Source organism: Nocardia sp. NPDC003183 (assembly GCF_053590715.1).
In genome coordinates this window covers 23525-46630 of the sequence record NZ_JBSFTG010000006.1, presented here as the reverse complement: position 1 = coordinate 46630, position 23106 = coordinate 23525, and the positions used below count along the sequence as shown (strand labels likewise).

Annotated in this window: 26 protein-coding genes; 13 read left to right on the top strand and 13 right to left on the bottom strand. The window is 68.0% G+C overall.

The features are described from left to right. Nucleotides 1-46 precede the first annotated feature (46 nt). Together ACWDXS_RS19930 and ACWDXS_RS19925 are read left to right on the top strand one after the other, a co-directional pair. Nucleotides 47-808, top strand: coding sequence for a DsbA family protein (locus tag ACWDXS_RS19930; RefSeq protein WP_449967590.1), 762 nt, complete (start codon nucleotides 47-49; stop codon nucleotides 806-808). Then, entirely contained in the window at nucleotides 808-1371 is a 564-nt protein-coding gene (locus ACWDXS_RS19925) for a vitamin K epoxide reductase family protein (protein WP_378655957.1), read from the top strand. Before ACWDXS_RS19930 ends, ACWDXS_RS19925 begins: the two co-directional genes overlap by 1 nt. Here ACWDXS_RS19925 and ACWDXS_RS19920 read toward each other — a convergent pair. The 4 genes from ACWDXS_RS19920 to ACWDXS_RS19905 all read right to left on the bottom strand — a co-directional run bounded on the left by ACWDXS_RS19920 (nucleotide 1357) and on the right by ACWDXS_RS19905 (nucleotide 5510). Continuing rightward, nucleotides 1357-1980, bottom strand: a complete 624-nt coding sequence (locus ACWDXS_RS19920; protein WP_449967587.1) for a class I SAM-dependent methyltransferase — start codon at nucleotides 1978-1980, stop codon at nucleotides 1357-1359. The genes ACWDXS_RS19925 and ACWDXS_RS19920 overlap by 15 nt on opposite strands. Before the next feature lie 17 nt (nucleotides 1981-1997). Then, the gene (locus ACWDXS_RS19915) at nucleotides 1998-3242 is read right to left on the bottom strand and encodes a saccharopine dehydrogenase family protein (RefSeq protein ID WP_449967584.1); all 1245 of its coding nucleotides are present in this window, start codon (nucleotides 3240-3242) and stop codon (nucleotides 1998-2000) included. Nucleotides 3243-3264: 22 nt separating this feature from the next. Then, the gene (locus tag ACWDXS_RS19910; RefSeq protein ID WP_379312787.1) at nucleotides 3265-4698 is read right to left on the bottom strand and encodes an ABC1 kinase family protein; all 1434 of its coding nucleotides are present in this window, start codon (nucleotides 4696-4698) and stop codon (nucleotides 3265-3267) included. 125 nt (nucleotides 4699-4823) lie between these two features. After that, complete coding sequence (locus tag ACWDXS_RS19905) at nucleotides 4824-5510, bottom strand: TetR/AcrR family transcriptional regulator (RefSeq protein WP_378991072.1); 687 nt, start codon at nucleotides 5508-5510, stop codon at nucleotides 4824-4826. Between the two features lie 261 nt (nucleotides 5511-5771). On the opposite strand from ACWDXS_RS19905, the gene ACWDXS_RS19900 reads away from it, so the two are divergent. From ACWDXS_RS19900 to purU, 6 genes are all read left to right on the top strand, one after another. Further along, a complete protein-coding gene (locus ACWDXS_RS19900; protein WP_378991070.1) occupies nucleotides 5772-7103 on the top strand; it encodes a DUF445 domain-containing protein in 1332 nt (443 codons plus the stop codon). A 113-nt stretch (nucleotides 7104-7216) separates the two neighbouring features. After that, complete coding sequence (locus ACWDXS_RS19895; protein WP_101465494.1) at nucleotides 7217-7663, top strand: helix-turn-helix domain-containing protein; 447 nt, start codon at nucleotides 7217-7219, stop codon at nucleotides 7661-7663. Continuing rightward, the gene (locus tag ACWDXS_RS19890; protein WP_378991069.1) at nucleotides 7663-8310 is read left to right on the top strand and encodes a heparin-binding hemagglutinin; all 648 of its coding nucleotides are present in this window, start codon (nucleotides 7663-7665) and stop codon (nucleotides 8308-8310) included. Before ACWDXS_RS19895 ends, ACWDXS_RS19890 begins: the two co-directional genes overlap by 1 nt. 91 nt (nucleotides 8311-8401) lie before the next feature. Further along, entirely contained in the window at nucleotides 8402-8680 is a 279-nt protein-coding gene (locus ACWDXS_RS19885) for a DUF2516 family protein (protein ID WP_235569396.1), read from the top strand. A gap of 76 nt (nucleotides 8681-8756) precedes the next feature. Further along, the gene (locus ACWDXS_RS19880; protein WP_378991068.1) at nucleotides 8757-9809 is read left to right on the top strand and encodes an alpha/beta fold hydrolase; all 1053 of its coding nucleotides are present in this window, start codon (nucleotides 8757-8759) and stop codon (nucleotides 9807-9809) included. A gap of 20 nt (nucleotides 9810-9829) precedes the next feature. Continuing rightward, entirely contained in the window at nucleotides 9830-10720 is an 891-nt protein-coding gene (purU, locus tag ACWDXS_RS19875) for a formyltetrahydrofolate deformylase (protein WP_378991066.1), read from the top strand. A gap of 1 nt (nucleotide 10721) precedes the next feature. On the opposite strand, the gene ACWDXS_RS19870 is transcribed toward purU, so the two are convergent. Continuing rightward, the gene (locus ACWDXS_RS19870) at nucleotides 10722-11249 is read right to left on the bottom strand and encodes a GNAT family N-acetyltransferase (protein ID WP_378991064.1); all 528 of its coding nucleotides are present in this window, start codon (nucleotides 11247-11249) and stop codon (nucleotides 10722-10724) included. A gap of 92 nt (nucleotides 11250-11341) precedes the next feature. On the opposite strand from ACWDXS_RS19870, the gene deoC reads away from it, so the two are divergent. Further along, the gene (gene deoC / locus ACWDXS_RS19865; protein ID WP_378634061.1) at nucleotides 11342-12007 is read left to right on the top strand and encodes a deoxyribose-phosphate aldolase; all 666 of its coding nucleotides are present in this window, start codon (nucleotides 11342-11344) and stop codon (nucleotides 12005-12007) included. Between the two features lie 35 nt (nucleotides 12008-12042). Here the strand turns inward: deoC and ACWDXS_RS19860 are convergent, their stop codons facing one another. Further along, nucleotides 12043-12777 carry an LmeA family phospholipid-binding protein gene (locus tag ACWDXS_RS19860; RefSeq protein WP_378991062.1) on the bottom strand — a complete coding sequence of 245 codons (735 nt, stop codon included), beginning with the start codon at nucleotides 12775-12777 and terminating at the stop codon, nucleotides 12043-12045. A gap of 106 nt (nucleotides 12778-12883) precedes the next feature. Between ACWDXS_RS19860 and ACWDXS_RS19855 the strand changes: the two genes are divergently transcribed. After that, nucleotides 12884-13492, top strand: a complete 609-nt coding sequence (locus tag ACWDXS_RS19855; protein WP_358186434.1) for a hypothetical protein — start codon at nucleotides 12884-12886, stop codon at nucleotides 13490-13492. On the opposite strand, the gene ACWDXS_RS19850 is transcribed toward ACWDXS_RS19855, so the two are convergent. From ACWDXS_RS19850 to ACWDXS_RS19840, 3 genes are all read right to left on the bottom strand, one after another. Beyond that, a complete protein-coding gene (locus tag ACWDXS_RS19850; protein ID WP_449967574.1) occupies nucleotides 13478-14275 on the bottom strand; it encodes a class I SAM-dependent methyltransferase in 798 nt (265 codons plus the stop codon). The two genes, ACWDXS_RS19855 and ACWDXS_RS19850, sit on opposite strands and share 15 nt — an antisense overlap. Nucleotides 14276-14298: 23 nt before the next feature. Further along, nucleotides 14299-14826: a DUF2505 domain-containing protein gene (locus ACWDXS_RS19845; protein WP_378991059.1), complete on the bottom strand. Its 528-nt coding sequence runs from the start codon at nucleotides 14824-14826 to the stop codon at nucleotides 14299-14301. Nucleotides 14827-14890: 64 nt separating this feature from the next. Then, nucleotides 14891-16027 carry a UDP-N-acetylmuramate dehydrogenase gene (locus ACWDXS_RS19840; protein WP_449967570.1) on the bottom strand — a complete coding sequence of 379 codons (1137 nt, stop codon included), beginning with the start codon at nucleotides 16025-16027 and terminating at the stop codon, nucleotides 14891-14893. Between ACWDXS_RS19840 and ACWDXS_RS19835 the strand changes: the two genes are divergently transcribed. After that, nucleotides 16026-16514 (top strand): DUF2505 domain-containing protein, encoded by a 489-nt coding sequence (locus ACWDXS_RS19835; protein ID WP_387445661.1) that lies wholly within the window; start codon nucleotides 16026-16028, stop codon nucleotides 16512-16514. The two genes, ACWDXS_RS19840 and ACWDXS_RS19835, sit on opposite strands and share 2 nt — an antisense overlap. A 174-nt stretch (nucleotides 16515-16688) precedes the next feature. Further along, complete coding sequence (locus tag ACWDXS_RS19830; RefSeq protein ID WP_378991238.1) at nucleotides 16689-17819, top strand: L,D-transpeptidase; 1131 nt, start codon at nucleotides 16689-16691, stop codon at nucleotides 17817-17819. Between the two features lie 61 nt (nucleotides 17820-17880). Here the strand turns inward: ACWDXS_RS19830 and ACWDXS_RS19825 are convergent, their stop codons facing one another. After that, entirely contained in the window at nucleotides 17881-19323 is a 1443-nt protein-coding gene (locus tag ACWDXS_RS19825) for a DHA2 family efflux MFS transporter permease subunit (RefSeq protein WP_449967566.1), read from the bottom strand. Next, nucleotides 19320-19922: an NADPH-dependent FMN reductase gene (locus tag ACWDXS_RS19820; RefSeq protein WP_449967563.1), complete on the bottom strand. Its 603-nt coding sequence runs from the start codon at nucleotides 19920-19922 to the stop codon at nucleotides 19320-19322. The genes ACWDXS_RS19825 and ACWDXS_RS19820 overlap by 4 nt, the downstream gene beginning before the upstream one ends. 172 nt (nucleotides 19923-20094) lie before the next feature. Here ACWDXS_RS19820 and ACWDXS_RS19815 point away from each other — a divergent pair, with 172 nt between their 5' ends. Then, nucleotides 20095-21453 (top strand): MFS transporter, encoded by a 1359-nt coding sequence (locus ACWDXS_RS19815; protein WP_449967560.1) that lies wholly within the window; start codon nucleotides 20095-20097, stop codon nucleotides 21451-21453. 87 nt (nucleotides 21454-21540) lie between these two features. Here the strand turns inward: ACWDXS_RS19815 and mscL are convergent, their stop codons facing one another. Beyond that, entirely contained in the window at nucleotides 21541-21993 is a 453-nt protein-coding gene (gene mscL, locus ACWDXS_RS19810; RefSeq protein WP_378634088.1) for a large conductance mechanosensitive channel protein MscL, read from the bottom strand. Between the two features lie 294 nt (nucleotides 21994-22287). Next, the gene (locus ACWDXS_RS19805) at nucleotides 22288-23022 is read right to left on the bottom strand and encodes an SDR family NAD(P)-dependent oxidoreductase (RefSeq protein WP_387445665.1); all 735 of its coding nucleotides are present in this window, start codon (nucleotides 23020-23022) and stop codon (nucleotides 22288-22290) included. Between the last annotated feature and the right edge of the window lie 84 nt (nucleotides 23023-23106).

The following is a 23106-nucleotide window of genomic DNA, read 5'->3' as shown; positions in this document are numbered from 1 at the left end:
TGATGTTCCCGGTGGGGAGCCAACGAGCGAAAGGCGTGTGACGACGGTGAGCACGGGCAAGAGTCCCTCGGGCAGGAATCCGCTGGCGGCGGCCGAGGCGGCCGACAAGAAGCGCAAGATCGCGATCCAGGCCGGCGTCGCCGCCGTCCTGGTCGCGCTGGTCGCGGCCATCGGCATCGGCATCGCGGTGAACAAGTCCGATTCCGACAAGGAATCGTCGACGACCTCGGCGGCGCAGCTGCCCGCGACGGGCGGGGCGGTCACCGAGACCGGCACGGTCGTGATCGGCAATCCCGATGCCAAGGTCAAGGTGCGCGTGGTCGCCGACCTCCAGTGCCCGGCCTGCAAGCAATTCGAGGCAGCCAACGGTGCGACACTCGCCAAGGCCGCCGCCGACGGCACCGCCTCCGTCGAATACCAGATCATCTCGTTCCTCGACAAGGCCTCGACCAACCAGTACTCCTCGCGTGCGGCCAACGCGTCGTTCTGCGTGGCGAAGTCGGACACCACCAAGTACCAGGCCTGGTTGCAGACGATGTTCGAGAAGCAGCCCGCCGAGGGTGGTGCGGGCCTGAGCAACGACGAGCTCATCAAGATCGCCGCCGACGCGGGGTACACCGATCCGGCCGTGGCGACCTGCATCAACGACAAGCCGTACAACGACTACATCCAGCAGGTCACCCAGACCACGCTGCAGAGTGGCGTGAAGTCCACGCCGTCGGTGTACATCAACGGCCAGCTGAACCAGACCGACGCGATCTTCACCGAGAACGGCCTGGCCCCCGTGATCGCTGACGCGGCGAAGTGATCACCGCCCCCGCCCGCTCGGCCTGGCTGCTGCTGATCGCCGGGCTGGCGGGCTGGCTGGCGTCGTTCACGCTCACCGTCGAACGGTTCAAGCTGTTCGTCGACCCGAATTACGTGACCTCGTGCAGCATCAACTCGGTGCTGTCGTGCGGGTCGATCATGAAGACCGACCAGGCCGCGGTCTTCGGTTTCCCCAACCCGCTCATCGGCGTCGTCGGGTTCTCGGTGGTGGTGACCCTCGCCGTGCTGTCGGTGGTCGGCGTGGGCTTCCCGCGCTGGATCTGGGGCGGGCTGTGGCTCGGCACCGTGCTCGGCATCGCCGGACTGTGCTGGCTGATCTTCCAGAGCCTGTACCGGATCAACGCGCTGTGCCCGTACTGCATGGTGGTGTGGGTGGCGGTGCCGGTGCTGTTCGCGGTGACCACGCAGGAACTGTGGGGCCGGTCGCGCGGTGCGATGGGAATCCTCGCCGAATGGCGCTGGACCCTGGTTGTGGTGTTCTACGCGGTGGTGCTGCTGCTGGTGTTCCTGAAGTTCCAGGACTACTGGCTAAGCCTGGTCTGACACCGGCTTGGTGGCGTCCACGTATTGCATGAAACGGTGGACGCGCTGGTCGATTTCGGTCAGGCCCGCGCGGGCGAACAGCTTCGGGAAGGTATCGCGGTCGAACAGGCGAAGGCCGCTCAGGCTCGCGGCCAGGCTGCTCGCCGAGCCGAAGAGGTTGTCCTCGGCATAGCTGGTGCTGATCGCGATACGGCCGCCCGGGGCGAGGACACGGATCATCTCGCGGGTGGCGACCAGCGGATCGGGGATCAGGTAGAGGGCGCCGAAACAGCAGACGGCGTCGAAGGTCCCGTCGGCGAACGGCAGCATGCGCGCGTCGCCGCGGACATAACCGACGCGCGGGCTGGCGTTGTCGGTGGCGGCCTTGGCCAGCATCGGCGCCGAGTAGTCCAGGCCGGTGACGAAACCGCCCTTGGTCAGGTACTCGCTGAGGTAGCCGGTGAAATTACCTGGGCCGCACGCCACATCGAGCACCTTCATGGGGCCGCTCAGCCGCAGGGCACCGACCGCTTCGTGGCGGTCGGTGCCGGTGGTCCGGCCGCTGGCGAGGTAGAACAGCGTGGGTCGCCACGCGTGCTCGTACACCGCGGCCAGCGCCGGGGCGTTCATGGTCCTGCGCGCGAGATTCACCGGCGCGCGACCTCGATGGTCATCCCGGCCTCGCGCAGCCGCGTGGTGAGCGCCTCGCCCATCGCCGACGCGGGAGTGAGCACGCCCGCGCGCTCGGGCAGGGTGTCGAAGGCCAGGCTCAGGCCGCTCTGGCCGAGCAGTACGGCGGTGGCCTGGTAACCGGGATCGCCCGTGCCGGAGAAGGTGGCCTGATACTTGGCGCCGGAGCTGGTGCGGGCGAAGGTCTTCATGGTGAACCACCCACTGCGGCGGGCCTTTTCGCTGGGGCCGGTGCCGGGCTTGGGCAGGATCCGGTCGAGCAGCTTACGGCCGAGCGAAACTCTCGACAGGACCGCGCCCGAGGCCATCCCCGCCACGATGCCGCCCGCGATACCCGCGGCGACCAGCGGCGCGGCGGCCGAGGTGCCCGCGTTCATCACCTCGCGGTAGCGGAACTGCTTGCCGTAGACCCAGCCGAGCAGGCCGTTGGTGCGGCGCACGACCTTGGTGTTGTGCGAGGCCATCACGAACGTGGTGACCCAGCCGTCCAGGCCGGGGTCGATGCTGTCGGCGCGGGCCAGCGCCAGATCGGACTGGCGGCCGACATCGGGTTCCATGCTGCGATCCGGGCTCAGCGAATACGGGTGGGCCAGGATCTTGCCGCGCGCGGAGTCGGCCGCCACGTCCTCCCACATGGCACGCCCGGAATCGATGGTGCCGCCGCTCGCGCCGCCCTTGAGATAGGCGACCAGGGTGGTGTCCTCGAGCTCGCCGGTGTCGTCGGCGATCGTAGCCCGGTAGATCTCGTACACGCTCAGGTCGGACGGAATCGAGTCGTAGCCACAGGAATTCACGATCTTGGCGCCCGAGTCGACCGCGGTCTGCTCGTACTTCTCGATGGCGTCGTGGATGAACAGCGGCTCACCGGTGAGGTCGGCGTAGTGGGTGCCCGCCACGGCACACGCGCCCAGCAGGGGCATGCCGTAGCGCAGGTACGGTCCGACAGTGGTGACCACGACCTTGGTGCGCTCGGCCATCGAGGCCAGCGACGCGGGGTCGCTGGAATCGGCGACGACGAGTTCCCATGTCGCGGCGGCGGGCCCGAGCTCGTCGCGAGTGGCGGCGAGCTTGCTCGCCGAACGGCCGGCCAGGGCGATCCTGGCGTCGGCCGGGGCCGCGGTGAGCAGGTATTCGGCGGTGAGTTTGCCTACGAAACCTGTTGCGCCGAACAGGATCAGGTCGTACTCACGGTGCTGCGGCATGACGCGCCTTTCGAAAGATGATTCAGGGCTTGGTGGCCGGTGCGCTCGCCTTGCGGGGGGCACGAGTCTTCTTCACCGGTTTCGGTGGATGAGTGGCGAGCCAATCACGATGGGCCAGACCGAGTTCGGTGACCGGCTGATCGCCGTAGAGCCATTCCCTGGCGACCAGATGCCAGTTGTTGGTGCTGTCGAGCTGGCCGAGCATGCCGAAGGTGAGGAAGTCGGCGCGGCGCGAGAACAGGTGTTCGGGCGGCAGATTCTGCTGCTTCATACCGGTGAACTCGCTGGCCCTCGGGTCGACGGCGAGCAGGAACGCGCCACTGGCCAGTTCCGGGGTGATGGTGAGTTCCTCGTCCACCAGACACCATTCCGAGGCGGCGAGCACATATTCGAGGCATTCCTCGGCGCCGATCTCCTCGGGCGAATCGATCACGCCGCGATCGATCATCAGCTGGCGCAGGTCTTCCGCGCGATCCTCGGCGGCCGCGCGCAGGCACTGGATCTCGAATCCGACCAGCTTGGGGTCCATCCGGTTGAACAACCCGAAATCGAGGAAGGCGACCCGGCCGTCCCTGGCGAGCAGCACATTGCCCGGGTGCGGATCGCCACAGAACTCGTTGAAGCTGAACAGCGAGCCGACGTAGAAGCGGTAGATGATCTCGCCGACCCGGTTACGTACCGCGGCGGGCATTTTCCGCACCTCGTCGAATCCGTCGCCGTCGATGAACTCGCTGACCAGCACGCGGGTGGTCGACAGCTCCGGCACCGAGGACGGCACCACGATGAACGGGTGGTCGCGGTACAGGTGCGCGATCTCGGCCTGCGTGGCGGCTTCGGCCTGGTAGTCGAGCTCGCTCTCCATGTTCAGTTTCAGCTCGTCGAGCACCGCCGGGGTGATCCACGGCATCGCCGAGGCGAGCACCCGGCGGAACATGGTGAGGTTCTTCAGGTCCGCGCGCACGGCGGCGTCGACCCCGGGGTACTGGACCTTCACCGCGACAGCGCGGCCGTCGTTCAGCGTGGCCCGGTACACCTGGCCGATCGAGGCGGCGGCGATCGGCTCCGGATCGAATTCGGCGAAGATCTCCGCCAGCGGGGCACCGAAATCCTGCTCGATCACCGTGCGCATGGACTCGAACGACACCGTGGGTGCGGCGTTGCGCAGTACGGCCAGGCGCTGCTGGAACCGCTCGCGATGGTTCTCCGGCACCAGATCCAGGTCGAGCACCGACATCATCTGGCCCAGCTTCATGGCGACGCCCTTCATGGTGCCCAGCACCATGACCACCTGTTCGGTGGTGCGGATCATCGACTCCTCGGCCATCCGCGCGCGCACGGCCTCCGAGCGGCCGCGCATCGATAATCTGGTCTTCTTCGAGCGGATGACCGACCCCGCCGCGACTGCCCCCAGCTTCGTCCCGCGGGCAAGCCGGGAAGTCGGCACGTTCTTCGCCATCGAGATACCTCCGTTGGTGCCGACGCGCACGGCGGTGACACAAGCCACAGCGTCCCGCCCGGTTCAGCGTAGCCAACCGTGCGCCGTTGTCGAGCCCGGCTCCCTCGAACGCGGGAAATCCCAGCTCAGGGCGACTGTTGCGGCATTTCGGGCAGCGGATGCGGCTGCGCGGTGAAGATCTCGGGTGAGCCACCCGCGCGGGCCATGCCCTCGATCGCACTCCAGGCCATCATCGTGAGGTAGTCGATGACGTCCTGACGCGGCATGGCCTTGTCGGTGGTGGTCCACCAGTGGGTGGCCAGCTGGATGCCGCCGACCAGCACGTACGACCACAGCATCGCGCCCTCGGTGCGGATGCCCTTGGCGCCCGCCCGGTCGACCAGCACCGTGGTGACCACATCGGCGAAGAGGCGCTCGAACTCCGCGAGCGAGGACTTGTCGCCCGCGGCATTGCTCATGATGAACCGGTAGACCTCGGGGTCGTCGTCGACGGTGCCGACGTATTCGGTCATCGCGGCGCGCACGAGTTGGTATTCGTCGGCGTCGAGACTGATCGCGCCGTACACCCGGGGTAGCAGCGTGGTTTCGATGAACCGCTGCATGGTGGCGTGGACCAGGTCGTTCTTGTCCGCGAAGTAGCGGTACAGCACGGTCTTGGACACGCCGATCTCGGTGGCGATCTCGTCCATGCCCGCCTGGCTGCCCCGCGCGCGGATGGCGTTGAGCGTGCCGTCGACCAGTTCCTCGCGGCGGTCGATCTTGTGCTGTCGCCACCGACGTTTGCGGCCGTCAGCCTGGCCGCCGCCGCGCACTCCTGCTCGGCTCGACTGCTCGCCGATCTCGACAAGGTCTTCGGTGGACAGAACAGCCCCCTCGTATCGATGTTGGCGTCTTTAGTCAACAGCTTAGGCGCGCCGGTGTGGGGTGGCGCTCCTTTGGCCCACGTTGCGGCATTTACCACACTCGAGTGCTTACGCGCGCGTACGACAAACCGCGCGGTTCGCCGTGTCGTGGGCGACGCCACGCGGGGTTGGCGGCGGCGCACTCGCCGTGCGCACAGCAGAATGGGGGCTATGGAGAAATCTCCCGGCAACACGGCGGTTCTCACGCCGCGCACCGAGCCCGCCGCACAGCCCGCCGGCTTCGCGGTGATGACCGACGAGGCGGGCAAAAAACGTGACCTGTTCAAGATGAAGGCACTGGCGACCAGCTTCCTGCTGGTGGCCAGTGTGATCTACCTGCTGTGCCGCTGGCTCGAATCGCGTGGCGGCGGTGGCGAGTGGGTGGGCTATGTCCGCGCGGCCTCGGAGGCGGGCATGGTCGGCGCGCTGGCCGACTGGTTCGCGGTCACCGCGCTGTTCAAGCACCCGCTGGGTCTGCCGATCCCGCACACCGCGATCATCCGTAAGAAGAAGGACCAGCTCGGCGAGAGCCTGGGCGCCTTCGTCGGCACCAACTTCCTCGCCCCCGACGTGGTCTCGGCGCGCCTGGACTCGGCGCAGATCTCGCTGCGCGTGGGCCGGTGGATGGCCGATCCGGCGCACGCGGCGCGGGTGGCGCAGGAGAGCGCGACGATCCTGACCGCGGTGGTCAACACCCTGCGCGACGAGGACGTCGAGCAGATCATCGACAACACCATCGTCAAGCGGATCGCCGAACCGCTGTGGGGGCCGCCGCTGGGCCGGGTGCTCTCGGAGATGATCGCCGACAACCGGCAGCGGCCGCTGATCGACCTGCTGGCCGAGCGCGCGCATCAGTGGGCGCTGGGTTCCCAGGACACGATCGACCGGATCGTGGTGCGCGATGCGCCGCAATGGGCGCCGAAATTTGTCAATACATTGCTGTCGGAGCGAATTTATCGGGAACTCGTCGAGTTCACCTGGAAGGTGCGCTCCGATCCTGAACACGAATTGCGGCGGGCCGCCGATCGCTTTCTCCAGGATTTCGCCGAGGACCTGCAACACGACGACGCGATGATCGCCAAGGCGGAGAAGGTCAAGGCCGAGATCATGGGCCGCGAGCAGATCACCGGAATGGCCGAGGCCACCTGGCGGGCGGCGAAACGGTTGATCTTGGAATCGGCCGAAGACCCGGATTCCACCCTTCGCCGCAAGGTGGCCGAGAATGTGCAGCAGCTCGGCGAGCGCCTCCGCGACGACCCGGAGATGCGTGGCAAAGTGGACGGGTGGATCGATCGCGGTGCTCGCTATCTGGTCGGTAACTACTCCGCGGAGATCACGACATTGGTGACCGATACGGTCGCGCGCTGGGACGCCGACGAGGCGAGCAGGAAGATCGAATTGCAGGTCGGTCGGGATCTGCAATTCATCCGGATCAACGGCACGGTCGTCGGCTCGCTCGCCGGCCTGGCCATCTACACGATCTCGCAGCTGCTGTTCCACTGAACGACCTGGTAACCGGGGCTGCGTACGCGTTAGCCGACCGGGTGCTAACTGTAGTGCTTGCAATAGCTAGCACCCTGTTCTACTATTGGCCTTACAACGCCAGAAGGTGAGCGATGACAGACCAACCCGAGAGTCGTGTAGCGCACGCGGCTCAAGACATCGGAGGTTTCATCAGGGCACAGCGCGAAGGTGCGCAGGTGTCCCTGCGTCAGCTCGCCGCTCTGGCGGGGGTAAGTAATCCGTACCTGAGCCAAATCGAACGCGGATTACGTAATCCCTCCGCCGAAGTACTCGCGCAGATCGCCAAGGCACTGCGGGTTTCCTCGGAGGTGTTGTATGTGCGGGCAGGATTTCTGGAACAGCGTCCGCACAGCCCGGTCCGTGACGCCCTGCTGGCCGACACTTCGGTGTCCGAGCGGCAGAAACAGGTGTTGCTGGAAATCTATGAGTCGTTTCGCCGGGAAAACGGGGAAGAAGCCGGCTCAGGGGGGAACGAACGAGACACTGACGTTTCGTTCACGACAACTGACACTCCGCCACACCAGGAGACTGAAGACTGATGACCGAGAAGACCGCCACTGTGACCAAGCCGCTGTTCGCCACCGTCGGCGCCGGTGACGCCATCTACGCCGCCGTGAACGACGTCGTCGCCGACGTGCGTGGCCGCGTTGCCACCGCCGACCCGAAGGCCCGCGTCGAAGAGGCCCGCGAGCGCATCGCGAACGTGCCCGCCGACGTGCAGGCCCAGTTCGACACCCTGCGTGACCGTATCTCCGGCCTGCCGTCGGAGCTGCCGGAGGACCTCGCCGAGCTGCGCGAGAAGTTCACCCCCGAAGAGCTGCGCAAGCTGGCCGAGCAGTACTACCGCCAGGCGCTCGACATCTACGCCGATCTCGCCGTTCGCGGCGAGGAGACCGTCGACCGGCTGCGTGCCAACCAGGCCGTCGACGAGCAGATCGGGCGCGTCGAGAACCTCTACAAGGATGCCTCCGCTCGCGCCGAGGATGCCCTGACCAAGGTCAACGACCTGCTGGGTCGCACCAAGGCCGAGGCCGAGGCCGTGGCCGACAAGGTCGACGCCGTGGTCGAGGCCGAGGTCGTCGCCGTCACCACCGAGCCGGCTCCGGCCAAGGCTCCCGTCGCCAAGAAGGCTCCGGCCAAGAAGGCCGCTCCGGCGAAGAAGGCCGCCGCGCCCAAGAAGGTCTAGCCTTCGCGCAGCACCGCTGACAGCGGCCCCGTACACCAGGTGTGTGCGGGGCCGCTGTTCGTATGATGGGGGTGTGAACATGGTGAATGGGATGACCTCGCTGATTTTGCTGATCCTGTGGATCGGCGCCTTCGGCGCGACGGTGTTCGCGCTCATTCACGCTGTGCGCCAGCGTTCGGATGCCTTCACCGCCGTCGACAAGATGACCAAGCCGATCTGGCTGGCCATTCTCGGTGGTGCGCTGGTGTTTCTGCTGATCGGCATCGGGGGGCTGGGGATGCTGTCGTTCATCGCGATCATCGCGACCGGGGTGTACCTGGCCGATGTGCGCCCGAAGGTGGACGAGGTGCAGCGCGGCCCGCGCTGGTAAACAGCCCCTCGAAGGGCTCGCGGGTGAGTGGTACGCGGTGTTACTGTATCTATCAGTAACACAAAGGAGTGTGCCGATGCGCGCAAAGTTGCCGACGGCTCTGGTGAACCTGGTCGACCGGGTGTCCACCGTGGTCGAGACCACCCTCGCGGCCCACCGGGCGGACCTGCGGACACGGACGCACGGGATCGCGGCCTTCGATCCGCCGCGGATACCGCACGACGTGATCCCCGTGGTCACCGCCGACGGCGCCCGCCTGCGGGTGCACGCCTACGGCCCCGTCGACGCGCCCGTCATCGTGTTCGCCCACGGCTGGACGTGTTCGATCGAATACTGGAACGCCCAGATCAACGCCTTCGCCGGCGAGTACCGCGTGGTCGCCTACGACCAGCGCGGCCACGGTGAGAGCACCAACGGCTACGCCCGCCCCAGCACCGATCTGCTCGCCGACGACCTGTGCGACGTGCTCGACGCCGTACTGCTGCCGGGTCAGCGCGCGGTACTGGCCGGGCACAGCATGGGCGGGATGACGCTCATCGCCTGGGCGGGCCGGTACCCCGAGCGGGTCGCCGAACAGGCCGCCGCGGTGATCCTCACCAACACCGGCGCGCACTCACTGGTCGAGGTGTCGACCATGGTTCCCGGCCTGAACATCCCGCTGCGGATGCTCGGCGGCCGTTCGATGCCGACGCCGGACTGGCTCGGCAAGCTCATCCTCGGCACCCCGGTGGTGTTCCCGCCGATCAAGCCGGTGCGCTGGATCTTCGCCCGGCAGGTGATGACCCTCGATACCTCGCGCGAGAAGCTGAATTACGCGCTCTCGGTGGTGCGTGGCTGCCCGATGATGACGCGTTCGCGCTACGGCTTCCTGCTCACCGAGCTGCACCTCGGCGATGACGCGAAGAACTTCTCGGTCCCGACCACCGTGCTCGCGGGCGATCGTGACGACATGACCCCCGCGATCCACGCCGAGCGCCTGGCCGCGCTGCTCCAGGAAGCAGGCACGCTCGCCGGGTTCAAGGTGCTGCCGACCGGACACCTCGGCAATGTCGAACGCTACGACCTGTTCAATGCCGAGGTGGCCCGAGTGCTGGCCGCCGTCAGCGAGCCCGTGCGCGCCCTGGCCTGACCGCCTGCGAGAATCGGCGGATGAGCTCTACCGCTGTGACCTCGGACGACCGTCGGTTCGTGCTGACCCTCGGGTGCCCGGACCGGCCGGGCGTCATCGCCCGGATCTCCTCGTTCATCGCCGAATTCGGCGGCTCGATCGTGGAGGCCGGGTATCACTCCGACGGTGACATCGGCTGGTTCTTCACCCGCCAGGCCGTGAAGGCCTCGACGGTGCCGTTCTCCATCGACGAGCTGCGGGTGCGCTTCGCCGAGGTGGCCGCCGAGTTCGGTCCCGAGACCGACTGGCAGCTGCACGATTCCGGTGCGCCGCGGCGCGCGGTGCTGCTGGTCAGCAAGGACGGGCACTGCCTGCACGACCTGCTCGGCCGCGCACAGGCCGGTGAGCTGCCCGCGACCATCGAGGCCGTGATCGGCAACCACCCCGACCTCGCGGGCATGACCGAGGCCCACGGGGTGAAGTTCCACCACGTGCCGTTCCCGAAGGACCCGGCCGAGCGCGGTCCGGCCTTCGAGCAGGTGCGCGACCTCGTTGACTCCCACGATCCGCATGCCGTGGTGCTCGCCCGTTTCATGCAGGTGCTGCCCGCCGAGCTGTGCGAGCACTGGGCCGGGCGCGCGCTCAATATCCACCACAGCTTCCTGCCCTCGTTCGTCGGCGCGCGGCCCTATCACCAGGCGTACGCGCGCGGGGTGAAGCTGATCGGGGCGACCTGCCACTACGTCACCGCCGAGCTGGACGCGGGGCCCATCATCGAGCAGGACGTGATCCGCGTCGATCACGCCGACGACGCGCGTGACATGGTCAGGCAGGGACGCGACATCGAGCGGGTCGTGCTCGCGCGTGGACTGCGCTGGCACCTGGAGGGCCGGGTGCTCGTGCACGGTCGGCGTACGGTCGTCTTCGAGTGACCTACAGATCGTAAAACGGTGCCGGATAACGGAATTCGCCGGTGACGGCGGAATCGTAGGCCGTGAGCGGGCGGACCTGGAAATACGGCGCCCATTCGGCTTCGTCGGGCACGACGCCCAGGCGCGCGCCGGGGACGAAGCCGAAGCGGGCGTAGTAGTCGGGATCGCCGACCAGGCCGACAACCGATTCGTCGAGAGCGTCGGCGGCGCCGAGGGCGGCGTGGACCAATGCCGAGCCGACGCCGGACTTCTGATGCTCCGGATCGACGCCGAGTGGACCCAGCGCGAGTACCGGGAACGGGCCGATTCCGGCTCTGGTGAGACAGATGTGCCCCACGACGGTGTCGTATTCGAGGGCGACCAGCGACAGCGTGGGCATCCACGACTCGTCGGTCCGTAGCGTCTCGACGAGGGCGGGTTCGGGTGGTTCGGTGACGGCCGGATCGCCCGCGTAGTGCGGGGCGAAAGCGGCGCGGTGGATCGCGGCGATCGCCGGGGCGTCCGCTGGGGTCTCGCGACGGATCAGCACAGGCTTAAGTCTCCAGGATTTGGGTACGGGAGCGCAATGATGTGCCGTGCCCGATGTTCCGGACTCGGCCGCGCGTGTGCGATGCTCGGGAAATGACTTCCGCGCCGCTGACCCGGGCCGCCGTGGCCGACATGATCGACCACACCCTGCTCGCGCCGGAAGCCACTCCGGCCGAGGTCGACTCGCTGGTCGTCGAGGCGCGCAAGCTGGGGGTGTACGCGATCTGCCTGTCGCCCTCGATGCTGCCGGTGCGTGCGCCGGGGCTGGTGGTGGCCACCGTGGCGGGTTTCCCGTCCGGCAAACACCATTCGCTGGTGAAGGGTGCCGAGGCGCGGCTGGCCGTGGATCAGGGCGCTGCCGAGGTGGACATGGTGATCGACGTGGGCGCCGCGCTGGCCGGTGATTTCAACGCCGTGCTCGCCGACATCATCACCGTGCGCGAGGCGACCAGGGATCGGGCCGTGCTCAAGGTGATCATCGAATCGGCGGCGCTCACCGATGCGGCGATCGTCGGCGCGTGCCGGGCGGCCGAACAGGCGGGCGCCGATTTCGTGAAGACCTCCACCGGTTTTCATCCCGCGGGCGGTGCGAGCGTGCACGCGGTGCGGTTGATGGCCGAGACCGTCGGCGGACGACTCGGGGTGAAGGCCAGCGGCGGCATCCGCACCGCCGCGGATGCCGCCGCGATGATCGAGGCCGGTGCTACGCGGCTCGGGTTGTCGAAATCGGCTGCGGTCCTCGACGGATTTCCCGACTAGCCGAGGTTTTCCCGCGTCGTCACCGCCGCGCGCGATCAGCAGGTGAACCCGGACTGCTGAGCGGCCGGGTCGCTCTCGAGTGCGGTCTTGCCACCCGAAAGGTGCACGCTCACACCGTCATCGGTGACCTTGACCTCCTGCGCGCGCAGGCCGAGCGGATAGCTCTGCAAGCTCTGGGTGAAGGTCTCGACGATGTCCTGCACGAGGTCGGTGGGCAGGCCGATGCCGAGTATCTGCGCCGACTTCGTCTCCACCGTGACGTTGCCGTCGCGGACCATCGGCTGCACCTCCAGCTGGGCGAGGCCGCCGAGCACATCGAGAGTGATCACTCCGGTGCTCGCCGAGGAGCTCACGCCGCTGACCATGGTGCCGAGGGTCTCGCGGATGCCGTCGTTGTTCCAGGTCACGTCGGCGGTCGAGCTGTCGATGGTGCCGCCGCCTCGGCCGCGGTCGACGAGTTCGATGTCGTTGAATTTCGCGTGCACCACCATCCCGACAGCGGGGCCGAACTTGTTGTCCTCGCTGTCGACGGTGATCGTGCCGACCTTGCCGTCCACATAGGACAGCAGGATCGGGCGCGGGCCGAAGCCCACGTCGATGCTCGAGCCCATCTGTTGCTCGAACGCGCCGCTGATGCAGCTCGAGATCTTGTGCCTGGCATAGGCTTCGGTTCCGCCGATGGCCGCGACGAGCAGGGCTGCGACCACGGCCAACGCGATCACCAGCGAGCGCCGACCGATCCTGGGGCGAGGGGGCTTTTGTGTGGTCATGGCATCGGATTCTTCCCGATCTTTCTGTGTCCGCTCTGAGGACGTAGTGAAAGCCTTCACAGCAAAATGTGACCTGGCGCACGCAACCGGGCGTAATCTGGGTTGCATGACTGGCGAGGGCGCGCGCCGGGTGGCGGGGACAGCGGATCATCGATGGCGGGTGCTGCGGCGCCTCGCCGGGCGGCACGCGGGCTTCTTCACCACGCGTCAGGTGTTGCGTACCGGCTGCGAATCGCAGGTCAGAGCCGCCCTGGGGGACGGGTCGGTGACCAGGGCCGGGGTCGGGATGATGCGGCTGGGCCAGTGGCGGGTGGGGCCGCTCGACGAGTACGCGATGTGGGCGGCGTGGTTCGACGGCGCGGCGGCGGTGTCGTATCAGAGTGCGGCGGAACTGCACGGGATCGGCAGGTTACAGCCGCGGTTTCTGCACCTGTCGGTGTCGGCGGGTCGCCCGCCGGTGACCCCACGGTTGGTGCTGACCCGACGCAAGCTCTGCGCGGCGGATGTCGAGTCGGCTGGGCCGTTTCTGGTGACCACGCCGGTGCGGACGGTCCTGGATCTGGCCGAGACCGAGATCTCGCAGTCGGCGCTGGACGAGGTGGTGGCCGACGCGGTGGCGATCCACCGATGCGATACCGACGAGATCTGGTGGGGTGGGCAGCAATTGGCGCCGCGAGCGTCGGCGCGGGTGCGACGGGCGTTAAGCCGGGTCTGACGGGGCGACCACGTCCCAGGGCACCGACAGCACGCAGTCGCGCATTCGCCGGTTGTAGGTGTGGACCGGGAAACCGTTGGCGCGCAGCATCTCCGCCGCTGCACGCCAGCGGATGCGGGGGCCGTACGGCGCCATGGCCGCGGTACGCTCCCAGGCCCGGTCGGCGGCGGTGAGCAGCGTGTGGACGCGTTCGCCGGGAATGTTGCGGTGGATCAACGCTTTCGGCAGGCGCTCGGCGATGTCGGAGGGCCGGTCCACGGTGAACGGATCCCAGGCCAGCGTCAGGGAGAGGGGGCGGTGCCGGTCGAGCAGCACCCAGGCGCAGCGGCGGCCGAGTTCATCGCAGGTGCCGTCGACGAGCAGGCCGTCGGGTGCCAGATTCGACTGGATGCGTGACCACGCGTCGGGCACGGCGTCCTCGGGATATTGGCGCAGGACGTTGAACGCGCGGACCAGGGTCGGTCGCAGGCCCGCCAGTTCGAAGCCGCCGCGGGCGAAGCGGACGCCGTCGCGGGGTGCCACGACGCGGGCCGGGTCGATTTCCAGGCCCACCACCTCGAGGTCGGGGCGCACGGTGCGCAGCCGGGCGGCCAGTTCGAAGGTGGTCCACGGTGCGGCGCCGTAGCCGAGGTCGACGACCAGGGGATCGGGCGATTCACGCAGTGTCGCGCTGACGAGTTCGTCGTTGACGAGCCAGCGGTCACTGCGGCGCAAACGGTTGACGCCGGTGGTGCCACGGGTGATCGTGCCGACCGGGGGGAGGGCCTTGCGGCTGGGGGCCACGGGCGTCGAAGTTCTCCGGTGCGTCAGACCGACTTGTCGGCGGTCTGATTGTCCAGGTAGCGCAGGGTTTCTTCCTGCTCGGCGCGGAACAGGTCGACCAGGTTCACCAGCATCAACTGCTCCAGGCGCGGGCCGACCATGGGAATGAAGACCTTGGCGGTGGGGGAGAAGCGCATGGTGGCGCCGGTCTCGGTGGGAAACAGGCGGATGGTGCCGGTCAGGCTGCCGGGGCCGGCCGGAATCGAGGCGGAGAACTTGCCCTCGGTCTCGTCGTGGTCGAACGGGCCCCAGCTCTCCTTGCGGGTGATCACCATGTCTTTGCGCATCACGGTCTGGGCGATCTCGGGGAGCATCTCGCGGGGCAGGGTGTGGTGCAGGACCACGTCGATGCCGTCGTCGGTGACGTCGAGGCTCACCACTTCGTTGTTGGGCGCGTACTTGCGCATTTCGGCGACGCGGGCTTCCCAGTAGTCCCTGCTCTGGAGGGCTGCGTACAGCTCTTCGGTGGTGTGCAGGGGGTAGCGAGCCGAGTAGTCCAGTCTGCGTGCCATGGCAGCACACGTTACGTGGTTGGGGTGCGGGCGGAGGGAAGAGGTGGGTTGTCTGTGCTCGGTCCTATAAATCGATGCCGACGGTTACCGGTTCCGGCTCCAGCGCCACGCCGAACCTTTCCTGGACGCCCGCGCGGACGGTGCGGGCCAGGGCGACGATGTCGGACGCGGTCGCGGTGCCACGGTTGGTCAGGGCCAGGGTGTGCTTGGTCGACAGGCGCGCGGCGGCGCTGTCGCCGGGGAAGCCCTTCGCGAAACCGGCGCGTTCGATGAGCCAGCCCGCCGAGAGTTTGGTGCCGTCGGGTGCGGGATAGGTGGGCACCTTGACGTCGTCGCCGACGTGCGCGGCGATCGCGGCCAGTACCCGTGGCAACTGCTCCTCGGTGACGACCGGGTTGGTGAAGAACGAACCGGCGCTCCATGTGTCGTGGTCGGCCGGGTCGAGGACCATGCCCTTGCCCGCCCGCAGGCGAAGCACTTCGGCGCGCACCTGCTCGACCGGGCGGGTCTCGCCGTCGCCCGCTCCGAGCACCTTCGCCAGCTCGCCGTAGCGCAGCGGCGCGCTCATCCCGCTCGGATCGAGGGCGAACTCCACCGCGAGGACCACCGCGTCGTCGCTGTGCTTGAGCACGCTGGTCCGGTAACCGAAGCCGAGTTCGGCGGGTTCGGTCCAGCGCACGTCCCCGGTCTTGCGATCGAGCAGGCGTACCCGGCGCAGCAGCGACGCCACCTCCACGCCGTACGCGCCGACGTTCTGCACCGGTGTCGCACCGGCCGAACCCGGAATGCCGGACAGACACTCCAGCCCACCCAACCCGGCCGCGACGGTCGCCGCGACGACCTCGTCCCAGTTCGCGCCCGCCTCGGCCACCACGCCGTCGGTGCCCAGCTCGACGCCGGTGGTGCCGACCAGCACGACCACGCCGTCGAAGCCCGCGTCGTCGATGAGCAGGTTCGACCCGCCCGCCACCAGCAGCACCGCGATACCGGCCGCGTCCAGGGTCTTCACCGTGGCCACCAGGGCCTCGGTGCTCGCGCATTCGGCGAGCAGCGCGGGCCCGCCGACCCGCAAGGTCGTCAGTTCGGACAAACGCACCGAATCGCGGACCGTCGCGCCGGTATCGGCAAGCAGGTCACGCAGCTGATCGGAGGACACCACCCGTGTTGTACGCACGTCCGCAGACGGTACCGTGTCGAGCATGGCTACACCTCTGGCGTTCACTGCCGGCTACACGCATTCCGTCGATGCGGTGCGCGCCGCGTACTCCGACGAGCAGTACTGGAAGGCCCGGATCGCCGAGGTCGGCGGGCCCGGTGCCCGGCTCGACGCCTTCGCCGTCGACGGCGACCAGGTCCGCGTCCAGATGGTGCAGTCCATCCCCGCCGACCAGCTCCCGCCCGCCATCACCGCGGTGCGCCCCGGCGACCTGATCATTCCGCGCACCGAGACCTACACCGGCACCGGCGGTATCTTCGAGGCCCACGTCGACGGTGCCCCCGCGGTGGTCCGCGGCACGGTGACCATGGCACCCGACGGCGGCACCGGCTCCACCACCGCCATCAACGGCACCATCGAGGTGAAGATCCCGCTGTTCGGCGGCAAGATCGAGGCGGCCATCTCCGAGCGCCTGATCGAACTCCTCGGCAACGAGGCCACCTTCACCGAGGAATGGCTCAACCGGTCGTAGCGGTCTCGGTGAGACCGCGCTCACGGGGTATGGGTCGGTAGCTCGGCGTACATTCGATGCGTGAGCAAACATTCGGTAACCGAACTGTTGCGCGCGCGGGCCACCGCGCGGCGTGATTCGTCGGCGCACAGGCGTGAAGTGGGCGTTCGGGGCGGGCGATCCGTGGTTGCGGTGATGGTGCTGGCGGTGCTCGTCGTGCTCACCGGGTGCACCATCGACCGGCAGGGCGAGGCTGCCGAGGCGGCGCCGGTGGCGCAGGTCACCATCGCGCCCACGCCCGGAGCCACCGAGGTGGATCCGGTCGCGCCCGTGTCGGTGACGGTCGCGCACGGCACGATCGACCAGATCGCCCTCACCAACGCCGGCGGCAAGCAGATCACCGGTCAGCTCAGCCCCGACCGCACCACCTACAAGGTCTCCGAACCGCTCGGCTACGGCGTCGAGTACACCTGGGCCGGTACGGCCATCGGCGCCGACGCGAAACCGATCCCGATCGACGCCACCTTCACCACGATCAGCCCCCAGTCGACCATCCCGGCCACGATCAACATCGGCGACGGCCAGGAGGTCGGGATCGCGGCGCCGATCATCCTGAAGTTCGCGGGGCCGGTCACGAACAAAGCAGCCGTGGAGAAGGCCCTCACCGTCACCACCGACCAGGGCACCGAAGGCTCGTGGGCCTGGCTGCCCGACGACGGCGGCTCGCGGGTGCACTGGCGTCCGAAGGACTATTGGACCCCTGGCACCACCGTGCACGTCGCCGCGAAGCTCTACGGCGTCGACCTCGGCGGCGGCGCCTACGGCGACTCCGATGTCACCTCCGATTTCACCATCGGCCGCAGTCAGATCGTCATCGCGAACGCGCCGAGTCACCGCATGCGGGTGGTGCGCGACGGCGCCACGATCTTCGACTTCGCGGTGTCCTACGGCGAAGGCAACGAGCCGCGCAACGTGACCCGCTCGGGCGTGCACATCGTCACCGAGAAGTACGAGGACTTCATGATGTCGAATCCGCCGTACTACACCAACGTCCGTGAACGCTGGGCCGTCCGTATCTCCAACAATGGCGAATTCATCCACGCCAACCCCGAATCCCTCTCGGCGCAGGGTTCCTCGAACGTCACCAACGGCTGCATCAACCTCTCACCCGCCGACGCCCAGGCCTACTTCCCGACCGCCCTCTACGGCGATCCGGTGGAGGTGACCGGCACCTCGATCGAGTTGTCCCAGGCCGACGGCGACGTCTACGACTGGGCCCTCGATTGGCCGACATGGAAGTCGATGTCCGCCTTGCCCGCCGAATAGCGCGCACCTGTGCCGTCGTGCCGCGGTGGTTCGATACCACGGCACGACGGCTCGGCCGTCCCTAACGTCGGGGCAGGAACAGCGCCGGGACGAGCGCCAGCGCGATCATGACGGGCGCGATCAGATAGGTGTGCTGGAACGCGTCGGCCAGGGCGGGAGCGAGTTCGGCCCGCTGGTCCGCCGTCATGGCGTGCAGCGCCTGGAGGCCACCCGTCACCGGGAGCAGTGCGCCCAATGTCACCGAGGCCACCGCGGTCCCGATCGCCATCGACGTGGTGCTGATCATGTTCAGCACCGTCGAACCGGCGGGCTGCTGCTCGCGGCTCAGCGGCCGGGTCGCCGTGGTCATCACCGGCATCAGGGTCCCGCCGCCACCCGCGCCCATCAGTACCATCGTCAGGCACAGTGCCCAGTACGGCGCGTCCGCGTCGAGCTGGATCACGAACAGCACGAAACCGGTGAGCGCCACCGTGATCGACGCGAGCAGGTACCGGCCGGGCGGAATCCGGTCGATCAGCCTGCCCGCCACCTGCATGGTCGCACCCGATGCCAGGGCGAACGGAATCCCCAAAGCGCCTGCCACCAGCGCTGACTCACCGCGCACCACCTGGAAGTACAACGGCAGCAGCAGCATCGAACCGAAGTAGCCGCCGGCGAACACCGCCAGCAGCACCGCGGAGGCGCCGGTGATCCGGTTGCCGAGCACGCGCAGATCCAGCAGTGGCACCGAGGTGGTCAGCGATCGGCGCACGAACGCGGCGATCAGGCCGACCCCCACCAGCAGCGGCACCAGTACCGCGGGCGTGGCGAATCCGGCACTCTCGCCCGCGGCGGTGACGCCATAGATGACCAGCGCCAACCCGGGCGACATCAGCAGCAGCCCACGGATATCGAGCGCCCGCGGCGGTTCCGGGGCGTCGTCGGGCACCACCCGCACCGCCAGCAGCAGCACCAGCGCGCCCAGCGGCAGATTGATGAAGAACATCCACCGCCACGACACCTCGTCGATCAGGTATCCGCCGATCACCGGGCCCAGCAGCGGGCCGACCAGAATGGCCAACCCGAGCGTGCTCATCAACTGTCCCAGGCGCTCCGGCCCGGCCGCGCGCAGCAGGATCGTCATGCCGACCGGCATCAGCAGTCCGCCGCTGGCACCCTGAACCAATCGAAAAGCGATGAGTGACTCGATGTTCCACGACAGTCCGGCCAGTACCGAGCCGACCGCGAAGGCCGTGATCGCCGTCAGATACAGCCGCTTGGCGCCGAATCGGCCGACCAGCCAGGCCGAGGTCGGCACCACGGCGCCGAGGGCCAGCGAGTAGCCGGTGGCGACCCACTGGATGGTGCTCAGGCCGGCGTGGAACTCCATCGACAGCTTGTTGATGGCGACGTTCACGATGGTCTGATCGAGCGTCGCCATGATCATGCCGACCACCAGGACCAGGGCGATCCGCATCGGAGTGCGACTGGTGGCCGGTTCGACGGTGGTGATCACGGCGGTCACTTCCCGTACGGCTGGGCCAGGCGGGCGGCGCGCAGCGCTTCGCCCCACCAGGTGAGCTGATCGAGCATGGTCGCCGCGGCGGCGTCGGCATCGTTGGGCGCGGACAGCTCGCCCGCGTCGTCGAAGCGGCCCCACGGATTCGGGAAGCAGACCGAGTCGCGCACGGTGACGGCGTGGAGTTCGGCGAAGACCGGGCGCAGATGTTCCACGGCGCGCAGTCCGCCGGAGATGCCGCCGTAGGAGACGAAACCGACCGGCTTGGCCTGCCATTCGGCGTGGTGGGTGTCGATCAGATTCTTCAGCGTGCCCGGGTAGCTGTGGTTGTACTCGGGTGTCACCACGACGAACGCGTCGGCGCGCGAGAGCTTTTCGGTGGCTTCGGCGACGGAGGGGTGGTCGGTGGCGGCGCCGAACGCGTGCGGCAGTTCGATACTCGCGGTGTCGACGATGTCGACGGTGACGGTGTCGCGCAGGGCCGCTTGCCGGACGAACCAGCTCGCGATCGTCGGACCGAAGCGCCCCTCCCTGGTACTGCCGATGACGACCGTGAGCCGCAGCGGGCTGATGGCGGTTCGGACGTGGTCAACCGTGGCGCTCATGACGTTCCTCTTCGTCGGTGACGGCCCCTCGGCCGCCGCTGCGCTCTACCGTCCTACCTCAACGGTCGTTGAGGTCAAGTCGACAAAGATTTGGGTGGTCCGGGAATACTTCTCGGCTTATGCTGCTTATTGCGTTCATACGCAGATAAGCAGTTTCGAAAGGGCAGGCATCATGAGCACCTCACTGTTCGCGCACCGCGACTACCGACTGCTGTTCACCGCCCAGGTCGCGGCCCTGTTCGGGACCGGGCTCACCACCGTCGCCCTCGGTCTGCTCGCCTACGAACTGGCAGGCGGCAACGCGGCCATCGTGCTCAGTACCGCGCTGACGCTGAAGATGGTCGCCTACGTCACCGTCGCGCCGATCGCGGGCGCCTACGCGGGCAGGCTGCCGCGCAGGCAATTCCTGATGGCGCTCAACGGTGTGCGCGGCGCGATCGTGCTCGCCCTGCCCTTCGTCGACCAGATCTGGCAGATCTACGTGCTCATCACGCTGCTGCAGATCGCCTCGGCCGCCTACACCCCCACCTACCAGGCGGTTCTGCCCGACATCCTGCCCGACGAACGCGACTACACGAAGGCGCTGTCGGCCGCCCAGCTCGCGGCGACCATGGAAACGCTGCTCAGCCCGATGCTGGCGGCGCTGGCCCTGAGCCTGATCAGCTTCCACTGGCTGTTCGTCGGCACCGGCCTCGGTTTCGCGGTGTCGGTCGTCCTGGTGACGGCCGCCCGTATCCCGAACGCGGCGGTCGGTGACGGCGCGATCACCGAACGGCTCGCCGCCGGGCTGCGGCTGTTCGCGGCGACGCCGCGACTGCGTGGACTGCTCGGATTGAACCTGGTGGTCGCCGCGGCGGGCTCGGTGGTGATGGTCAACACCGTGAACTACGCGCGGGATGTGCTGGGCGGCAACCAGTCCGGCGTCGCGCTGCTGCTCGCGGCGAACGGTCTCGGCACGATGTTCATCGCGCTCACCCTGCCCAAGATCCTGGACCGCCGCGGCGAACGCCCGGTCATGCTCACCGGGGCGGCGGTGCTGCTCACCGGCCTGACCGCGGCGCTCGTTCTCTCCACCCTGCCGACGGGCGAGTGGCACTGGCCCGTCGCCCTCACCACCTGGGCCACCATCGGTGCCGGCACCGCCCTGATCCTCACCCCTACGGGCCGAGTCCTACGCCGCTCCGCCCGACCGGAAGACCGTCCCGCCCTCTTCGCCGGCCAGTTCTCCCTGTCCCACCTCGCCTGGCTGATCACCTACCCGATCACCGGCTGGCTGGCCACCACTGCCGGCTTCACGACTACCTGGGCGACCCTGGCCGTCATCGCCGGCATCGGCACCGTCGCGGCGATCCGGCTGTGGCCCCGCCACGACCCGGCCGAGATCACCCATATCCACGAACTCGGCGCGGTCGACCCGGCGATCCTGGCCGACGCGATCCAGGTCGGCCCCCGGCACTTCCAGCACACCCATCCCTACGTGATCGACTCCGACCACCCGCGCTGGCCTGCCAAGACCCTGGCTTACGCCTGAACCCGACCCGGAAAGCGAACGACCCCCCGACTCGACGGTCGGGGGGTCGTTCGCGTCCGGTGGGCCGGACGGGGGAATCGGAAGCGACTACGCCTCGACGGACTCGCTGGCGCGTTCCTTGCTCAGCGCGACGGCCTGGTCGGTGCTCAGGCCCTGCTGCTTGGCGAGCAGATCGCGGATCTCGATGAGCAGTTCGGTCTCGGTGGGCTCGGCGTCCTTGGTGGTGCCGAACTTGTTCTTCAGCGACTTCATCGGGAGCATCAGCACGAAGTACAGGACCGCGGCGACCATGAAGAAGTCGATGAACGCGGTGATGATCGGGCCGAGCGCGATGAACGTCGCCGGCTTGTCGGCGATCAGCTGGACGCCGAGGCCCAGTTCGTTGGTCGAGCCGAACACCGCGAGCAGCGGATTGATGAGTCCCTTGCTGAACGAGGTGACCACCGCGGTGAACGCGGTACCCATCACGACCGCGACCGCGAGGTCGATGACGTTCCCGCGCATCAGGAAATCTTTGAACCCACTGAAAACAGACTTCATACCGAGCATCGAACTTCTACTCCTAGGGCTGGCTAACGGCAAACGGCGATGTTAATGCCAGTTCGAGTATCGCGGCGAATTCGCAGCAACGATCGAACCGCCCGCCCCCAGTATCAATTCCCACGCCCGCTCTCGCCACTCGAACGGCTGCCGCGCCGGATTCGCCTGTCCCGCGCGCGGATTGACCGCCCGGCTCGTCGCGTCGTGCGATGGGCCGGGCGGCGGACCCGGCGAGGCCAGGTGTCGAGTCTCACGTTTGAGGGGAGTAAGTGGTGCGGGACTGGGGAAACGCACTCAGGTGCGGCGGGCGAAGGAGCCGGGGCCCGCCTGGTCTCGGGGTTTGACGACGATGGTGTCGAGGTTGACGTGGGGAGGGCGGGTGGCCACGAAGCCGACGATTTCGGCGATGTCCTGGGCGTGCAGAGGATCGATGCCCTCGTAGACCTTGGCGGCGCGGTCGGCATCGCCGTCGAAGCGGACCAGGGAGAACTCGGTTTCCACGGCGCCGGGGGCGATCTCGGTGAGGCGGACCGGCTTGCCGAGCAGCTCACCGCGCAGGGTGCGGTGGGCGACGGCCTGGGCGTGCTTGGCGGAGGTGTAACCGGAGCCGTTGTCGTAGGTGTGCAGGGCGGCGATGGAGGTGATGGTGACGATCAGGCCGTCGCCGGAGGCGATCAGCTTGGGGAGCAGCGCCTTGGTGACGCGCAGGGTGCCCACGACGTTGGTCTCCCACATCCAGCGCCAGTCGTCGAGGTCGGCGTCGATGACCGCGGCCATGCCTTTCGCGCCGCCCGCGTTGTTGACCAGCACGTCGACGTGGTCGATGGCGTCGGTGAACGCGCGCACCGATTCCTCGGAGGTGACGTCGAGTTCGATGGCGGTGCCGCCGATCTCCTCGGCGAGGCGCTGCACGCGGTCGAACCGGCGGGCACCGACGTAGACGTGATAACCCTGCTTCGCCAGTTCCCGGGCGGTGGCTTCACCGATTCCCGAGCTGGCCCCGGTGACGACAGCGGTGCGAATGCTCATGTTTGCCGATCTTATTCGCCCGCGATTCCCGGCCGCCATGGCTCCGATCACGGTGATGTCAGGCGTTCGCCGCGGCCGTGCGCA

Bases quoted from the DNA above. Each gene is read 5' to 3' on its own strand.
- deoC (WP_378634061.1), top strand. From the start codon at position 11,342: ATGACTTCCGCGCCGCTGACCCGGGCCGCCGTGGCCGACATGATCGAC.
- ACWDXS_RS19835 (WP_387445661.1), top strand. From the start codon at position 16,026: ATGGCTACACCTCTGGCGTTCACTGCCGGCTACACGCATTCCGTCGAT.
- ACWDXS_RS19845 (WP_378991059.1), bottom strand. From the start codon at position 14,826: ATGGCACGCAGACTGGACTACTCGGCTCGCTACCCCCTGCACACCACC.
- ACWDXS_RS19900 (WP_378991070.1), top strand. From the start codon at position 5,772: ATGGAGAAATCTCCCGGCAACACGGCGGTTCTCACGCCGCGCACCGAG.
- purU (WP_378991066.1), top strand. From the start codon at position 9,830: ATGAGCTCTACCGCTGTGACCTCGGACGACCGTCGGTTCGTGCTGACC.
- ACWDXS_RS19895 (WP_101465494.1), top strand. From the start codon at position 7,217: ATGACAGACCAACCCGAGAGTCGTGTAGCGCACGCGGCTCAAGACATC.
- ACWDXS_RS19855 (WP_358186434.1), top strand. From the start codon at position 12,884: ATGACTGGCGAGGGCGCGCGCCGGGTGGCGGGGACAGCGGATCATCGA.
- ACWDXS_RS19830 (WP_378991238.1), top strand. From the start codon at position 16,689: ATGGTGCTGGCGGTGCTCGTCGTGCTCACCGGGTGCACCATCGACCGG.
- ACWDXS_RS19910 (WP_379312787.1), bottom strand. From the start codon at position 4,698: ATGGCGAAGAACGTGCCGACTTCCCGGCTTGCCCGCGGGACGAAGCTG.
- ACWDXS_RS19915 (WP_449967584.1), bottom strand. From the start codon at position 3,242: ATGCCGCAGCACCGTGAGTACGACCTGATCCTGTTCGGCGCAACAGGT.
- ACWDXS_RS19840 (WP_449967570.1), bottom strand. From the start codon at position 16,027: ATGCTCGACACGGTACCGTCTGCGGACGTGCGTACAACACGGGTGGTG.
- ACWDXS_RS19920 (WP_449967587.1), bottom strand. From the start codon at position 1,980: ATGAACGCCCCGGCGCTGGCCGCGGTGTACGAGCACGCGTGGCGACCC.
- ACWDXS_RS19880 (WP_378991068.1), top strand. From the start codon at position 8,757: ATGCGCGCAAAGTTGCCGACGGCTCTGGTGAACCTGGTCGACCGGGTG.
- ACWDXS_RS19860 (WP_378991062.1), bottom strand. From the start codon at position 12,777: ATGACCACACAAAAGCCCCCTCGCCCCAGGATCGGTCGGCGCTCGCTG.
- ACWDXS_RS19815 (WP_449967560.1), top strand. From the start codon at position 20,095: ATGAGCACCTCACTGTTCGCGCACCGCGACTACCGACTGCTGTTCACC.
- mscL (WP_378634088.1), bottom strand. From the start codon at position 21,993: ATGAAGTCTGTTTTCAGTGGGTTCAAAGATTTCCTGATGCGCGGGAAC.
- ACWDXS_RS19820 (WP_449967563.1), bottom strand. From the start codon at position 19,922: ATGAGCGCCACGGTTGACCACGTCCGAACCGCCATCAGCCCGCTGCGG.
- ACWDXS_RS19805 (WP_387445665.1), bottom strand. From the start codon at position 23,022: ATGAGCATTCGCACCGCTGTCGTCACCGGGGCCAGCTCGGGAATCGGT.
- ACWDXS_RS19890 (WP_378991069.1), top strand. From the start codon at position 7,663: ATGACCGAGAAGACCGCCACTGTGACCAAGCCGCTGTTCGCCACCGTC.
- ACWDXS_RS19885 (WP_235569396.1), top strand. From the start codon at position 8,402: ATGACCTCGCTGATTTTGCTGATCCTGTGGATCGGCGCCTTCGGCGCG.